This window comes from Priestia sp. P5 (assembly GCF_029522155.1).
GTDB lineage: Bacteria > Bacillota > Bacilli > Bacillales > Bacillaceae_H > Priestia > Priestia megaterium_E.
On sequence record NZ_JAKWFJ010000001.1, the window covers coordinates 1,938,671 to 1,954,588 of the forward strand.

Below are 15,918 nucleotides of genomic sequence, written 5' to 3' on the forward strand. Positions count from 1 at the left end.
AGTATTTCTTCTTTTATTTTCCCCAACAAACCGTTTTATATCAAACACGAACAAATTCTTATGAAAATTAATATTTACTAAAAGTTTACTTAAGTTTTAGTGAGGTGTGATAAAAACAAAGTAGTAATAGCGGTGATTTTGTCATTTTAAAGGCGAAACTAACAAAAGAAATGAAGAATTTTGGAGAATATTTTAATAAATTTACTGAAATTTTAAAATTATTTATTGAAAGCGTTTTATTAATGTGCTATTCTTCCAATATAAGAGATAAATATTTAGTAAAAATAGAAGATTATAATAGAGAGGTAAAAAGATGGCAACTTTAAAAGATATAGCGGCGTACGCTAATGTTTCCAGTTCAACCGTATCCAGAGTACTAAATAATGATCATACGCTTTCTGTATCTGAGGTTACCCGTGAGCGCATTCTTCATGCAGCCAAGGAGCTGCAATATACGCCTGTGAAGATACGAAAAGGAACGGCAAACGGAAAAGACATAGAAGCTCCAAGGATAGGTATTATTTTTGCTCAATCGCTTGAAGAAGAGTTAGTAGACCCTTTTTTCTCTTCTATTCGCCATGGAATAGAGAGTGAATGCGCAGAAAAAGAAATTTTTACAGTAAAGTCATTTAGACTAAAAGGCATGAAGCAAGAAGAGCTGCTGCAGGATCTTGATGGAGTAATTGTAGTGGGAAGAGTTAGTCCAGAAACGGTTCAAGAAGTGAGCAATCATTTAGATACTATTGTTTTTATCAATCACAAAGCGGATGAGGATTTGTACGATTCGGTCATGATTGATTTTGAGAAAGCTACTAAACATGCATTAAATCATTTATTTGACCTCGGTTATAAAAGAATTGGCTATATCGGAGGGACAGAAAGAGAACACTATATAAATGGAAGTTCTATTATTGAAGATCAGCGTCAAACGGTTTTTGAAAGCGTTATGCACAAAAAGGGACTGTTTGATTCCGAGAAAGTTTATATAGGGGAGTACTCAATGACTGAAGGGTATGAGCTGATGGCACAAGCGATTAAGCAAGGAAATCTTCCTCAGGCATTTTTTATCGCAAGTGATGCAATGGCGATAGGGGCGATGCGTGCCCTGCAGCAATCAAATATAAAGGTTCCTGAAGACGTAGCGATTGTAAGTTTTGATGATGTGGATGTCGCAGCATTTGCGAGCACGCCGCTCACCACGGTTAAAGTATATACCGAAGAAATGGGAAGGCAGGCTGTTAAAATGCTAGTAGATCGGCTAAGCGGCAGGTCTATTCCTTTAAAAGTCATGGTGCCGACTAAACTAATTTACCGTGAAAGCTGCGGAGCTTTGCTCAAGAAGCAGTAACCTAAAAGCTATAACTTGAAAGGGGGTGATAAAAAATCAGAATTCATACATAAAGAGTGATAAGGGGGAAGAAAAATAGAAAAAATCATAAAAAAGGCAGGTTAAAAAGCCCTAGAAACTACATACTTATTGGCAGATAAATATGTAAATGAAAAAGCTTTTTCATCTCTAGGACTCTTTGAACCTTTGTAAAAGTATAGGACTAAATTATAAGTGACTTTATTTCGTTGTGCAATAAATTTGTCTATGATTAAAATACTGAATATTCTGTTATTTACCACTTGATAGAGTATAAGGAGGAAAGAAGATAAATGAAAAAGTTTACGTATCTTTTCGTTCTATTACTAGTCTTTTCTGTTGTGGCAGCGGGCTGCGGAAATAAAGAAGCGTCAACAGGCGAAAATGGGAAAACAACGTTAACGCTTTTTTCTACGATGAGTAATAAAGGCGAGAGAAAAGCGCTTCAAAACGCAATTGCAGAATTTGAAAAACAAAATCCAGATATTAAGATTGATGCAAATTTTCCGGGTAACGGCTATGAAGATATGCTTCGTGTGAAAATGGGTGCAAATGATATGCCGGATTTATTTGATACGCACGGCTGGTCTCAGCTTCGCTACGGGGAGTATGTAGCAGATTTAAAAGATATGGATTGGGTTCAGCATTTGGATCCGGCGCTAAATCAAATTTTAAAAGATAAAAGCGGCAAAGTGTATGCGTATCCTTTAAATCAAGCAAAAGACGGAATTAGCTATAATGCGACGCTGTTAGAAAAATATGGAATAAAGCCTCCTAACACAATGGATGAATTTATAACAGCGTTAGAAACAGTAAAAAAGAAAAGCAAAGGAGAAGTAGCTCCTTTATGGATTCCAGGAGGAGAAAATGGCAATATTGCTCAAGTGTTTGATCAGCTGGCTACACCTCAGCTTATTACAGCAAAAAATAAGAACTATGCTAAGCAGTTAGAAAAAGGGACATTCAATTGGTCAAACTATACGCCTCTAGCGGAAACAATGGCAGAAATGAAGAAAAAAGGGCTGCTGAATGAAGATGTATTAACCGCAAAAGTATCTCAAGCAACGGAATTAATGGCTCAAAATAAAATTGCTTTCACATTTGTGGGCGGATCTCTTGGACCGGATGCAACAGAATTAAATCCTGAAGTAAAAGTAGGAACGGTACCGGTGCCTGCTATTCATAAAGGTGGTACGCAAAGCTGGATTGGCGGAGAGCGCTTTACCCTTGCTGCGTGGAAGGATTCTAAGCACCTTAAAGAAGCGAAAAAATTTATTGAATTTGTGTCACAGCCGGAAGTTGCCAAAAAGATTGCCGAAGGAACGTCTTCAGCATCGGCTCTGACAAACAATAAAACCCAAAACTACTACTCTGAATACTACGATAAGTATAGCGATATTAAAGTTGAGCCATACTTCGACCGGAAGTATTTACCGAGCGGCATGTGGGCAGTGATGTCTTCTACAGGTCAAGAATTGCTAGCGGGAAGTTTAACGCCAAAGCAATTATCAAAAGAGATGGAAAAAGAGTACAAGCGTCTGAGTAAACAATAAAATAGTGTGCAAAAGTTCCTTGTTCGCTAAGAAGCAGGGAGATAGGCTTCTGCTTCTTTTCAACACAAGCTGAAATAGGAGTGAACACGATGAATGAAATAGTCAGGAAAGAGTCGGTTTCCGTAGTAAGAGATACGGAAAAACGAAAGAAAAAATTAAAAACAGAGTCTTCTTTATGGTGGATGTACCTTCCCGGCTTAGTAATTATCACCGTTTTTATTATCTATCCTTTTATTAACGGAATTAGACTTTCCTTTACTAATTGGAATGGATTTTCACAAACATACGATTGGATTGGGCTCCAGCAGTATAAACGTTTGCTTGCAGATCCAACGACTTGGCTTGTGATAAAAAATACGCTGCTCTACGGAATAGGCAGTACAATTTTCCAAAACATTATTGGCTTGTTATATGCTTTGCTTCTCAATCAAAGCATTAAAATGAAAGCTGTAACAAGAACAATTGTCTACCTTCCGGTTATTATCAGCCCAATTATTATGGGGTATATTTGGTACTTCTTTTTTGCCTACCAAGGAGGCGCTTTAAATGACCTTCTTGTATTTTTAGGCTTTGAGAAGATTAATACTTTGGGGACTCCGGAGCTTAACTCTTGGATTATTGTGTTCGTCAATACGTATCAATTCGTTGGAATTGCGATGATTATTTATTTAGCGGGGCTGCAAAGTATTTCAAAAGATTATTACGAGGCGGCACAGCTTGACGGCGCATCGGCTCTTCAGCAGTTTAAAAACATCACGCTTCCACTGCTTATGCCTTCGATTACAATTAACGTCGTTTTAAATATTATCGGAGGTTTAAAACTGTTTGACGTCATTGTTGCGCTGACAGGAGGAGGACCTGGAGATGCATCGCAGTCAATGTCTACTTTTATGTATGATTTATATTTTAGAAGACAAGACGCCGGCTATGCTGCAACTCAAGGTGTGTGCATGGCGCTCATTATTTTAGTCATTAGCTTATCAGCACTTGTGTACTTTAAGCGAAAGGAGACAGAAGCGTGATGGACTATACAAATAAACGGAAAAAACGATTTTTTACCTTTCTAGCGCTTTGTATAACGCTCGTTCATATTGTCCCTTTTTATATTCTAGTTACCACTTCTTTAAAAGCAACCGGGGATTTTAGTTCCAAATGGGTATTTCCAAAAAGCATACACCTTGAAAATTTCACAGCGGCTTGGGAGCAAGCGAACTTAGGAAATTCTTTCGTTAATACATTTATCATTACATTCGTTTCGGCGATTCTGCTTATTTTTTTAGGATCAATGGCTGCGTATCCTTTAGCGCGCCGCCAAACGAAACTAAATAAGTACGTCTATTTTATCTTTATCGCCGTGATGGTAATACCGCCTCTAACAGCGTTAGTTCCGCTGTACAAAATGGTTGTGAATATGGGGATGATGAACACGTACCAAATTGCTATTTTAAATAATGTCGCAGCATTTTTGCCGCTAACGATCTTTTTGTATGCAGGCTTCATTCGCTCCACTATTTCTAAAGAGCTGGAGGAAGCAGCAAGAATTGACGGGGCCGGCACGTTAACAATTTTCTTTAAAATCGTATTTCCGCTGCTAAAGCCTGTCACTGCGTCTATTTTAATTATTGCAAGCGTCTATATTTGGAACGACTATCAGTTTGCAATTTTCTTCCTTCAAGATAAGGAAATGCATACGTTAACCGTTACGTTAGCAAGCTTTTTTGCCGAAAATCAAAATAATCTTAGCTTAGTAGGAGCAGCTGCGATTATTGCGATGCTTCCAATGACCATTTTATTTTTAGTGCTACAAAAATACTTTATTGCAGGGCTTTCATCAGGATCTGTAAAAGGATAAAACCAATACGAGGAAGGAAGATGACAATGTCTAAAATCACATTTATCGGAGCGGGAAGTACAGTTTTTGCAAAAAATATTTTAGGAGACTGCATGTTTGTGCCTGCTTTAGCTGGCTTTGAATTTGCGCTATACGATATAGATGCTGAGCGTTTAAAAGATTCGGAAAATATGCTAAATAATCTAAAAGAAAACTATAAAGTGAATATTACGGTTAAAGCCTATTTGAACCGCAGAGAAGCTTTAACAGGAGCAAAGTATGTGATTAACGCCATTCAAGTAGGGGGTTATAAACCGAGCACCGTCATTGATTTTGAAATTCCTAAAAAATACGGCTTGCGTCAGACGATTGGAGATACAGTAGGAATTGGAGGAATCTTCAGATCACTGCGCACGATTCCAGTGCTGTTTGATTTTGCAAAAGATATTGAAGAAGTATGTCCAGATGCGCTGTTTTTAAATTACACCAATCCAATGGCAACGCTAACGGGTGCAATGCTGCGCTATACCAATGTAAAGACGGTAGGCCTTTGTCACAGTGTTCAAGTATGTACAAAAGATTTATTTGATTCTCTCGGAATGGATCATGAAGGAATACAAGAGAAAATCGCAGGCATTAACCATATGGCCTGGCTGCTAGAAGTAAAAAGAGATGGACAAGACTTATACCCAGAAATCAAGCGTCTGGCAAAAGAAAAACAAAGAACAAAGCATCACGATATGGTGCGTTTTGAGCTAATGGATAAGTTCGGTTATTATATTACCGAATCGTCTGAGCATAACGCAGAGTATCACCCATACTTTATTAAACATAAATATCCAAATCTTGTTGATCAGTTTAACATCCCTCTTGATGAATATCCGCGCCGATGCGAAGAGCAAATTAGCAATTGGGAATCCATGAGAGAAGAAATGGTTAACAACAGTCAGCTAACTCATACACGTTCGCATGAGTACGGCTCTAGAATTATTGAAGCAATGGAGACAAACGTGCCGTTTAAATTTGCGGGTAACGTATTAAATACTGGAGGCTTAATTAGTAACCTGCCGACAAAAGCGTGTGTAGAAGTTCCATGTGTTGTAGACCGAAGCGGTATTATGCCGACTTATGTAGGAGATTTACCAGAGCAGCTTGCGGCGTTAAATCGCACGAATATTAATACGCAATTATTAACTATTGAAGCAGCTGTCACTAGAAAAAGAGAGCACATCTATCAAGCAGCGATGCTAGATCCTCATACAAATGCGGAATTATCCATGGATGACATCATTCGTATGTGCGATGATTTAATTGAAGCACACGGCGAGTGGCTGCCTGACTTTACAGGGAAAGTGAACCAATACGTGTAAGAAAAGAATCCTCGGCTGAGATCAGCTGAGGATCTTTTATGCTTAGGAAAAGAAGGGAATATCATCCAAATGGATATTGACATTTAAAAATGTTCATCATACACTGTAAGAAGCAAGTCATTTTATACTAAGAAAGGAAAGGTACCGTAGACAATGGATAAGTAATCCTATTTTTTTAGACATTCTTTTAAAACTTTATTTTAAATGAACATTTGTCTAGATAGGATTAGTCTGTACATTTTTAGGTGCCATTTCTATATGTCTTATATGAAGTGATTTCTCCCTTTTTTTACTCTATAAAAGGGTGCATATTTGCGTATGCCTAATTATGACCTCTAATCCTCTCTAGAAATCCTAGGGAGGTTTTTTTATGTTATTGTTAGAAGCTATAAATATTGAAAAAAGCTATGGAGATCGCCTGCTGTTTCAAGCAGAGAAACTTCAAGTACATCGCGGAGAGCGAATTGGAATTGTGGGGAAAAACGGAGAAGGCAAATCGACGTTGCTTCATATTTTAATGAAAAAAATGAGTCCAGATCAAGGGATTGTGCAAACATATGGCCGTTCCTCACTGATTCCGCAGCTTGATGTTCAACCTACAGGAGACGTTTCTCCGGAGATGAAAAGTCAGTGGAGTGTGCCAACTGAAGCGGACTTTCTTAGCGGAGGAGAAGAAACAAGAAAGAAAATTGCAGCTGCTCTTTCATCCGGCGCGGAACTGCTTGCAGCCGATGAGCCAACGAGCCACTTAGATGTAAAAGGCGTAGAGAAATTTGAAGAAGAAATGAAGTCTTTTACAGGCAGTCTGCTGCTGATTTCACATGACCGAGAATTATTAAACCGCCTTTGTACGTCTATTTGGGAAGTAGAAGGCGGCAAAATTCACTGTTATGAAGGCAATTATCAAGAATATGTGACGCAAAAAAAACACGCGGTTGAAAGACAGCAGTTTGAATATGAACAGTATGTAAAAGAAAAGCAGCGGCTCGAACTGGCGTCTGAAGAAAAAAGCCAAAAATCAAAGTCGCTTAAAAAAGCGCCGAGCCGCATGGGCAATTCTGAAGCGAGACTTCATAAGCGAGCGGTCGGAAAACAAAAAGCGAAGCTAGATAGAAGCGCAAAAGCGATTGAAACAAGAATTGAAAAGCTGGAGAAAAAAGAAAAGCCAAAAGAAATGGAAGAAATCCATTTTGACCTATCGCAGTTTCACCAAGTACACAGCAAGCAGGTACTGAGCTTTGACACAGTATCAGCATCAGCTGGTAATCATATGTTGTTTCAAAATCTAAAAGGCGGTGTGAAGCCAGGAGCGAAAGTAGCGATTGTCGGCAAAAACGGCGCCGGAAAATCTACGCTGCTGAATATGATTGAGCAGAAAACAGAAGGCATCACGGTTGCGAAGCCTGTAAAACTCGGCTTTTTCCATCAGCGCCTTGAAAATCTAGATCCCGCTAAAAGCATTTTAGAAAACATTAAAGAAGACAGTCCGTACACCGAGCAGTTTATTCGTACGGTGCTATCGCGCTTACTTTTCAAACGTGAAGACGTGTATAAAAAAGTAGAGATGCTAAGCGGAGGAGAACGAGTCAAAACGGCATTAGCAAAAGTCTTTTTAGGAAACTATAACGTTCTTCTTTTAGATGAACCGACCAACTATCTTGATCTTTATACAAAAGAAGCGCTTCAAGAAGTGTTAAAAGCTTATCCAGGGACGATTTTATTTGTGACGCACGACCGCTATTTTGTTAAAAAGCTTGCGACGCATGTTTTGACGTTAAAAGAATCCAAAGCGGAGCTTGCGGCGATTGAAGATACGGGTAAAAGCAAAAAAGCGTCACAGCAGCAAAATGAAGCCGAGAAACTTGCGCTTCAACTAGAATTAACAAAAGTGATTAGCGAGCTTTCTATCACGCCAGAAGGAAAAGACAAGCAGCGTCTTGAAAAAAGATATGAAGAGCTTTTAGAAGAAAGAAAACGATTAAATAGAAAGGAAGGGTAATATCACTTCACCTAACAATGAATACAATGATGTTACTGAACATCAAAAGCGTATTGAAGGAAAAATAACGGATATGAATGTAAAAGGAACGCCCAAAAGAATAAAATGGATTGGCTATGGAATCATTATTTTCTTTGTGATTCTTATTCTAACGATGATCATCAGCGTATTTATCAATTAAAACAAAAAGCAGCCGCTTCAATGTTGAAGCGGCTGCTTTTTTATTTGCCTACTTTTGTAACAATGGCATCTCCATTTTTTCCAACGCGTACAGTAGCAAAACGAGCTTCGCTTTCCACTTTGCTGCCGGTTCCTTCTGGAATAAAATAATGTTCAATTCCGTACTGAATTCCCCAGTCGTGATAGCTGCCCGTAATGACAACGTCTTTCTTTTTAGAAGTATACGGCTTATTCCAGTCATCATCCGCTTGGTAGATTTTTGCGTATTCATACACGCCTTGTTTGTTAGGGCGAAGAACGAGCTTCACTTTTTCACCGTCTTTCACATGAGGTAAGGTAACGTGCGCAATGTCGTAATTCAGCTCAACGTAATCGCCTTGCAGCAGCGAGCGCGGATCGATCGGCTGTAAAGCGAGTTTAATTTCTTTTCCGTTTTGAAGAAGCACTTCGTTTTTAGTGAAAATGCCGCCCAGCATAATGAGCTGAACAAGAATGATGATCCATACAGCAGTTCGGCTGCGGTCAAGAAACGACGGCTGCGGCTGATCAGACGTTGACAGGTCCCATTTCCTGCTTAGGAAAAGAAAGATCAGGCCTAAAATAACGAGCACAAGCGATTTATTAAATAAATCCCACACAAAGTCGTAATATTTCATCGCTAAAAAAACAAACCAGAAAATCATGCCAACAATAAAATCATATTTTGGCTCTTTTCGTACCGTCACAAATAAAAAGACGGTCGAAATTACAAAAAACACCGTGCAGTAAATGATATTTAAAAAAGAAGGTTCGCTTAATTCAGTCAGCGACAGTAAAAAGATAAAAGCAAGAAGCAGCGCCGCTTTTTTAAACGCGTGGTGTACGTTTATCGCATACACAGCGGCATTTAATAGAAACAAAGCGAGCAGCACATAATCTATTTTGATAGTGTCATAGTAAGCAGTCGGAACCTTTATTAACAGGAGCCCTTGCACTAGCACAAAAAGCAACAGGCGAACGGGCGTATGGTTCGTGAATACTAAAAGCGCTACAAGTGCGATGACGTAGATAAAAAACAGAATGTCGTTCACAAAAAAAGAAGCGCCGCCGCTAATTAATACGCCCATCATTAAAAGCGTATATTTCACGGTTGGAATATCTGCTTTAATTAAATAACATCCCACAATCAGCAAAACACCAATTACAAGCATTCCGTTTGTTGGGTACGTTCCTGTAATAAGTGTGACGAGTCCTCCTAAAGAGCTGCTGCCAATTACCGATGCAATGGCCGTAATCCCAATTACCGCTATACGTTTAATCACGCGCAACGAAGTTTTTTGTGCTGAAGTGTTGGCAGTGAGCCATTTAACAAACCACACGCTTGCACCAATAAACAAAATCACGAACCCTAAAGCTAAAAACAGTGACCATTCAGCGTAGTGTTTAAAAATAAAAGAGAAAAACTGTTCAATAACAAATAAAGCAAATGCCACAATGGAAATCCCTAAAAATGACCTTTGCGGCTCCACTTTTGAAAAATAAAAAAAGGAGCTTAGTAAAAACAGCAAATAAAAAATAATAAGACCAATCCGTAAGCTAGAGCTGCCTGTGAAATCCGGCAGAGAAAGAGTTAAAAAAATGTAGTGAAACAAACAAAACGCCGCATACATGATCACAGGAGACGAGAGCTGTTTCTTTTTTATGATCCAAAAAATAATCAAGTTCACAAACGCCATTCCTGCGTAAAGTAAAATTGTTTCATGTTCACCTCGCTGTGAAACTGCGCCTGTTGGTGAAATGAAAAAAGCCATGGTGAATTGAAATAAAACAAACGATAACACATAAAACGGCTGATACTTTGTAAAAAAGCTAAACAAAATAACCGGCACAAGCCAAATTAAAAACAGCCAGTACGATTCAGCGTGCGTGTTGTAAATTTGAGAAAGAAGCGCGATGCTTAATCCAAATGAAAGAGCGCCGGCCAAAAGCGTCCAGTGACTTAAAAATGCCTGCTGAGAAAGCAGCTTTCGCACCGCAAACGCACTTCCGTAAAACAGCAGCATCAGCCCCACACTCAGCGCAATTTTAGTATAGCGGTCAAAGCCTTGCCAGTTCGATGCAAAGAAATATAAAATGCCGGACAAAACAAGAGCCAACCCCAGTAAATAACCGAGTCTTACGAGCTTTTCTCTCATACTCAACCTCCTCTTTATATTATGTATATACTAGCGCATGTTTAAATATTTGGAAATAGAAAGAATGAATGCGTTTTAACAAAAAAATTGTGTAAAAAGGCCTTTTAGTGGCGTGGAAATAACAAGTGAAGTAGTCCAAAAATCTTGATAAATTGTCAATGGTAAGATAGTTTTGGTTATTTTATCCTGAAGAGTGGGTATTGAACTAAAAACCTACATTATTCCCAAAAAATATAAGAAAACGTGCCGATGTGCTCTCTTTCTTTATTTGATAAGCTATAAAAGGGAATTACTGTTAGAGGAACCAAGAGATAGATATAAAGGAAGTGTCATCATATGAATGAGATGTTTGTTGCTCATCTGTATACCCAAGTGAAGCAGGCACATGAAGATATCCAGCAGCTTACCGCTAGTAAAAACACGTTAACGGAAGTCAAAGGCGAGCTTGAACGTGCAAAGGAAAAGGTAAAAGAACCAGAGCTCACTTCCGCCACTTGGTCAGGCAGCCTTGCTGTTGGGTTTGAAGACATCCGCACCGCTATGTTAGATGAATACGATGATTTGCTGACCCGTCAGCTGACGGATGCCCTTACGACAATTGAAGCAAAAATTACGGCGCTTCAATCGGATATACAAGGGATGGAACGCGCCATTAAAATGCAAGAAGACGAAGCAAAAGATAAGGTGTGATGCAATATGGCAGACGAAATTAAAGTAATAGATGGTGAAATTAATAGAACACTTAGTGACCTAAGCGCTGCTGCGCAGCAGTTTCAGCCGCTTTTTCCGTTTCACGTAGGAAGCGGACAAGATCTAGCGGTGCTCGATGAATTAAACCAGCTGAACCAGCAGCTGCAAACGTTAATTGTGGACTACAAGCAAACGCTCCTCGATGATTTGAACGCCACCAAAAAATCCGTGCAGTCCATAAAAGAAGCAGATGAAAAAGCTGCAAACGCCGCTAAATAATGTTCATATTTTATATAAAGCTATCAAAAACAACCTTTCAACCAGCATAGATGTGGCATTCAAATAAAAAGGTTTTATCTAGCGGATGATGCAAGCCTTGTAAAGAGGAGCGTCCGCTTAGGTTTAGAAAAATAACGAGCGATTGTTCGTTAATCGTTTGTTGTTTTTCTACATCGATACAGCTAGGAGGTTACAGGTTATTGAAAACACTTGATGTCGATGCTTTTCACGAAAATATTCAAGCTATCTTAGACTCTATTAAAAGTCAAAAAGAACAAATTCAAGTCCTGATTTCACAGGTTCAGGCATTTTCAAGCTTAGATGATGCGTTTAAAGGAAAAGGAGGAGAAGCGATTCGGTCTTTTTACGAAACGGGACATGCTTCTTTTTTAACGCTGTATCATTCACTACTCACTTCCTATGAAGCTCGACTAACTCAAATCACACATGCGCTGCGCTCATTCGAACCGAGCGAAGACGGCTACATCACCCAGCCGTTTCTGCAAGACATTATTCCCGCGCATTTAAATCAAACAAGAAATACAACCGTTTCGCTTGTCGACCAAGCGAATGCGGCAATTCAAAAAGTCAGTCATCTTGCTTCTGTTTCAGCGCTTAACGATCAAGGTTTTTTAACAGAAGTAGAACAAGCAAAAAACAAAGCGGACAAAACGATGAACGATTCAGGAGGCGTCTCGGTTTTTGAAAAAGGCATTCCAACAACCTTGACAAGAACAGAAAAACAAGAGAAAGTGATAAAGGAAGTAGGCCTAAAAAAACTGATTCAGCTTCAGGAAATGACGCCTGCTGAGCAGTTAAAAGAAATTCACAAGCTTGAAAAAACCTCGCCTTACATAAGAGAAGTGCTAACGCAAATTCAGCAGGATACAGCACCTGCTAACATGAAAAAACTAGCGGAACTGTCACCTGCAGAGCAAGCAGTGGAACTAGAAAAAAGCCCATACCTGCAGGCGCTCAACGATTCTTCAACTGTAGGCATGCTAATGTCTCAACAGATTCTTCAAAACGCTACGGGCGTTGAGGGAATGCTTATGCAGTCAGTGATGCGTCAGGGTCAGGTTAGGAGTGTTGGGACTAAAAAAACAGCTGAATCCTTTGACTTTACAGAAATCTGTGAAAATCCTAAAGCTAAAAAAGAAGAAACCGGTATAAAAGCTGTAGTCAAGGACGTAGGAGAAGGTGCTATAACTTTAGCAAAAGGCACAGTTACGGGTACTAAAGGAGTAGCACAAGACGTTTGGGCCGGTATGGGGGAGAGAGGAGATAAACAGTTCAACTCCTTATATGATTTTGGAAACTTTGTAACGATGGGTGGATTTGATGGCGCTGTTGCCTTCAAAGAAGGCTTAATTGAGCGAGGAGAAAAATCGTTTGATTCACCGTATGACTTTGTCAATCACGCAACGATGGGACTCTTAGATGTAGGGCAGCAGGCACTTGATCCTGACAAACCTCTTTCAAAAGAGCACTGGGAAAGCAGCATGTTTCTGTTTGCGAGCGTCATTGGAGGAGCGAAACCCGCAGGAGCCGTAAAATCCGTTCCAAAAATAACAAACGTTCCGCGTGTACCTGCCCATAAAGCGACCAAAACATTAAGCGATATGCGAAATGTCGTCAGTCCAAAAGCAGCAAGCAATTGGTCGAAGAAGGTATATGAACCTGTTCAGAAGAAGCTTCAACCTTTATTAGATGCTGAGATACCGACTTTACGTCCTCAACCTCAACTGGTAGGGATAGGAGAGGCTTTGCCTGGAAAGACCGTTGGTGAAGCGTTAAATGGGTTAACGGCGTATAAGATAGGGAATGTTTCGAAAGGTCAGTCGAAAGCGGTGGAGAAAGTCGAAAAGCCTGGTGGCAAGGCAAATGCTGAGAGGATAAATGATCAGGGGGCAGTGGTTAAGGGTACGGGTAGATTAAATTCAAAAAAAGATATTTATAAAGTATTACCTAAAGATGTTCACCAAGCACTAGAAGGCTATGATCAAACTCATAAATTCGCTGCGAATTTTAGAGGATTTGAAGTAAAAGCACAGCGTTCATTATCCCATATGTCTGATAAACAATTAATATATTCATTTAAAAAAGGTTACTCACCAAAAGATGGAGCAAATGATACAATTATACTCCATCATCATGAACAAAAAGTTGAGGGCCCAATAATTGAGATGCCTAACAGATACCATGATTTAGGTAATAAAAGACAACATCCATTTGGAAATTCAGGTGGAGTTGGAAGTGGAGAAGCTAGGATAGAATTTAATAAGTGGCGTAAAGAATATTGGAAGGCAAGATATGCCAATGAAATGATTAAAAGGGGGATCATTGAATGAAGATAGAAATATTAAATGCTATCGATGAAGAGTTCGAAATGTGCCCAGAAGCCTTTGGAGGACCTCTTAATATCGAGGAAGTAAACCAAGCAGAAGATGAACTAAAAGTAAAATTGCCAGAGGATTTTAAAGAATTTCTTTTGAGATATGGTTCTGGAGCAGTTGGTGAGGCTATTATTTTGGGATTGAAAGAGGCAGAGTTTGTTGCGACACCATCATTTGTTGAGAAATCTCTGCATTTTAGAAAGGTACTCCCTAAAGAGTATGAGAATTTTACTGCTATTGGTATAGACGGTGCAGGAAATCCAGTAGGCTTTAATTCCCCGAATATAGAAATTATTACATTTGACTTTAATTTCGGTGGGAAAGAAATCATAGCAGAGAGTTTTGAGGAATATTTAGAAAAAGCAATCCGTGAAGAATTAAATATACATTTTTAATATTCAAGATATTAATTGTAATAAGATAAAACAAAAAAACGAAAATTAACTGTAAGCACTTGATTGTATTTTAGGCAACAAGTGCTTTTTTGTGAGAAATTACCCCTTTGGAAAATATAAAAATTGACTGTATGAAGTTCATAACTCATGAATGGCTATACCATACAAATAGTATTAGCCGCACTGTCACCTTAAGAGTAAGCAATTGAACTAGAAAACAGTCCAAAGGCTCAGCAAGATCTTACGGCACTTTCTCACTCTAAAGCAAAATTATAAAAAGCCTGAAATTGCAAGAAGTGTATATGAGGAGGAAGCCAAAAAGCAACAACAAGATGGTCTAGCAGCTGTTTCTTTTGTAGCGGATATGGTGCCTGTGGTTTCCAATGTAAAAGGTGGATGGGAAGTAAGTGTAGGATACGACCCTATTACTGGGAATGAACTATCTAGTTTTGACCGTTCTGTTTCTGGAGCAGGAATTGTCTTTGGCGGCTTTGCGAGAGTGCCAGGGAAAGTGGTGAAATACGGAAGCGAAGGAGCAGAATACGTACTTCGCGTAAACAAAGCAGAAAAGACCGTAACCAAGCATAAGGTTAAAGATGTTTCTAAGGGCGAGTCAAAAGCTGTGGAGAAGGTCGAAGGGAAAGGTAAAGAACAAGATAGAAGTATTGAGAATAAGGGTACGGGTAAAAATGCTGTTAGGGCTAATAAATTTAATTTTGTTGAAAATGCAAAAAATCACCTAATAAATGTCGAAAATGTTAATACTAAAAAAGGTATTGTTGGTGGTCACAATATGGATGAATTCAATAAAGCGTTGAAAAGTCAAGGCTTCAATCCGGATGATTTAATTGTGTCTAAAAAATCACATCAATCGATTGAAGGAATTTATGAAGTAGAGTATAAAATACCTAGAAAAGATATGGCTGGTAATGTTGCAGACCCAGTATCATATAAAAATATCAAGGAACCTAAAACAGTTTATGACCCATCTAAGATTAGTGACGACAAAATTTATCGATTGGGACAGGAAGCAATGCAGAACGGAAAAGTAAATGGGAGACTTGTCGAAGGAACTGCTTCAAATGGTTTAAAATTTAGAGGGTATTTAAATGAGGCTGGTGAAATAACAAACTTTTTCCCTATTGTTGATTAACTAAAAATACGATGTTATTGGAGGACGAAAAATGAGTGGAGAATATCAAGTAAATGAAAGTAAAGAAGATATTGATAAATTAATGTTAACATATTTTAATTTTATAAATGGAAAATATCTAGAAAAAGCATTAAAAAGCTTTGCCGAAAGAGAAGGTTATGGACAGGAGATAGTATTTGCCTTTTTTCAGTCTGATTTAGATGAATATGACATGGCACAATTACCTAGACCTTTAGATGAAAAACATGTTTTGATAGAGCTAGGTTACCCAGCTGTTGAAATTGAACAAATAGCTTTTTTAGATTTTAAAACATTCTATGATTATTTGGATAAAAATGTAAAGAAAGAAGTAGAGAATAAACCAGAGAAAACTGAGCTGACAGGTTTATTGGCAGAAGTGAAACGCAGTTTATGTGTATAATTTTTAATAATTAACTAAAAAAGGCACTCCATTATTTTAATGGGTAACTAAGTCACATAGCTTTATGACCTCCCTATAAAGTTTCAAATTACTGACAAAAATCTAGCTGTG

13 protein-coding genes are annotated in these 15,918 nt (G+C 38.6%); 12 read left to right on the forward strand and 1 reads right to left on the reverse strand.

Annotated elements, in window-relative coordinates:
- Positions 1-313 precede the first annotated feature (313 nt).
- The 6 genes from MMB69_RS10620 to abc-f all read left to right on the forward strand — a co-directional run bounded on the left by MMB69_RS10620 (position 314) and on the right by abc-f (position 8,119).
- Positions 314-1,348 (forward strand): LacI family DNA-binding transcriptional regulator, encoded by a 1,035-nt coding sequence (locus MMB69_RS10620; protein WP_221813223.1) that lies wholly within the window; start codon positions 314-316, stop codon positions 1,346-1,348.
- Between the two features lie 311 nt (positions 1,349-1,659).
- Positions 1,660-2,919: an ABC transporter substrate-binding protein gene (locus MMB69_RS10625; protein ID WP_221784902.1), complete on the forward strand. Its 1,260-nt coding sequence runs from the start codon at positions 1,660-1,662 to the stop codon at positions 2,917-2,919.
- A gap of 89 nt (positions 2,920-3,008) precedes the next feature.
- Positions 3,009-3,941 (forward strand): carbohydrate ABC transporter permease, encoded by a 933-nt coding sequence (locus MMB69_RS10630; RefSeq protein ID WP_221784903.1) that lies wholly within the window; start codon positions 3,009-3,011, stop codon positions 3,939-3,941.
- The gene (locus MMB69_RS10635; RefSeq protein WP_014459693.1) at positions 3,941-4,771 is read left to right on the forward strand and encodes a carbohydrate ABC transporter permease; all 831 of its coding nucleotides are present in this window, start codon (positions 3,941-3,943) and stop codon (positions 4,769-4,771) included. Before MMB69_RS10630 ends, MMB69_RS10635 begins: the two co-directional genes overlap by 1 nt.
- A 26-nt stretch (positions 4,772-4,797) precedes the next feature.
- A complete protein-coding gene (gene melA / locus MMB69_RS10640; protein WP_255901294.1) occupies positions 4,798-6,120 on the forward strand; it encodes an alpha-glucosidase/alpha-galactosidase in 1,323 nt (440 codons plus the stop codon).
- 370 nt (positions 6,121-6,490) lie between these two features.
- The gene (abc-f, locus tag MMB69_RS10645) at positions 6,491-8,119 is read left to right on the forward strand and encodes a ribosomal protection-like ABC-F family protein (RefSeq protein WP_277447677.1); all 1,629 of its coding nucleotides are present in this window, start codon (positions 6,491-6,493) and stop codon (positions 8,117-8,119) included.
- A gap of 221 nt (positions 8,120-8,340) precedes the next feature.
- On the opposite strand, the gene MMB69_RS10650 is transcribed toward abc-f, so the two are convergent.
- Positions 8,341-10,473: a GDYXXLXY domain-containing protein gene (locus tag MMB69_RS10650; protein ID WP_264407750.1), complete on the reverse strand. Its 2,133-nt coding sequence runs from the start codon at positions 10,471-10,473 to the stop codon at positions 8,341-8,343.
- A 336-nt stretch (positions 10,474-10,809) separates the two neighbouring features.
- Between MMB69_RS10650 and MMB69_RS10655 the strand changes: the two genes are divergently transcribed.
- From MMB69_RS10655 to MMB69_RS10680, 6 genes are all read left to right on the forward strand, one after another.
- Complete coding sequence (locus MMB69_RS10655) at positions 10,810-11,163, forward strand: YwqH-like family protein (protein ID WP_016764505.1); 354 nt, start codon at positions 10,810-10,812, stop codon at positions 11,161-11,163.
- Positions 11,164-11,169: 6 nt separating this feature from the next.
- On the forward strand, positions 11,170-11,442 hold the full coding sequence (locus tag MMB69_RS10660; protein ID WP_045292218.1) for a DUF5344 family protein: 273 nt from the start codon (positions 11,170-11,172) through the stop codon (positions 11,440-11,442).
- Positions 11,443-11,642: 200 nt separating this feature from the next.
- Positions 11,643-13,793, forward strand: coding sequence for a T7SS effector LXG polymorphic toxin (locus MMB69_RS10665; protein WP_277447679.1), 2,151 nt, complete (start codon positions 11,643-11,645; stop codon positions 13,791-13,793).
- Positions 13,790-14,233, forward strand: coding sequence for an SMI1/KNR4 family protein (locus tag MMB69_RS10670; protein WP_063247811.1), 444 nt, complete (start codon positions 13,790-13,792; stop codon positions 14,231-14,233). Before MMB69_RS10665 ends, MMB69_RS10670 begins: the two co-directional genes overlap by 4 nt.
- A gap of 286 nt (positions 14,234-14,519) precedes the next feature.
- Positions 14,520-15,386, forward strand: a complete 867-nt coding sequence (locus MMB69_RS10675; protein WP_277448052.1) for an EndoU domain-containing protein — start codon at positions 14,520-14,522, stop codon at positions 15,384-15,386.
- Between the two features lie 31 nt (positions 15,387-15,417).
- Positions 15,418-15,807 (forward strand): hypothetical protein, encoded by a 390-nt coding sequence (locus tag MMB69_RS10680; protein WP_277447680.1) that lies wholly within the window; start codon positions 15,418-15,420, stop codon positions 15,805-15,807.
- The last annotated feature ends 111 nt before the right edge of the window (positions 15,808-15,918 follow it).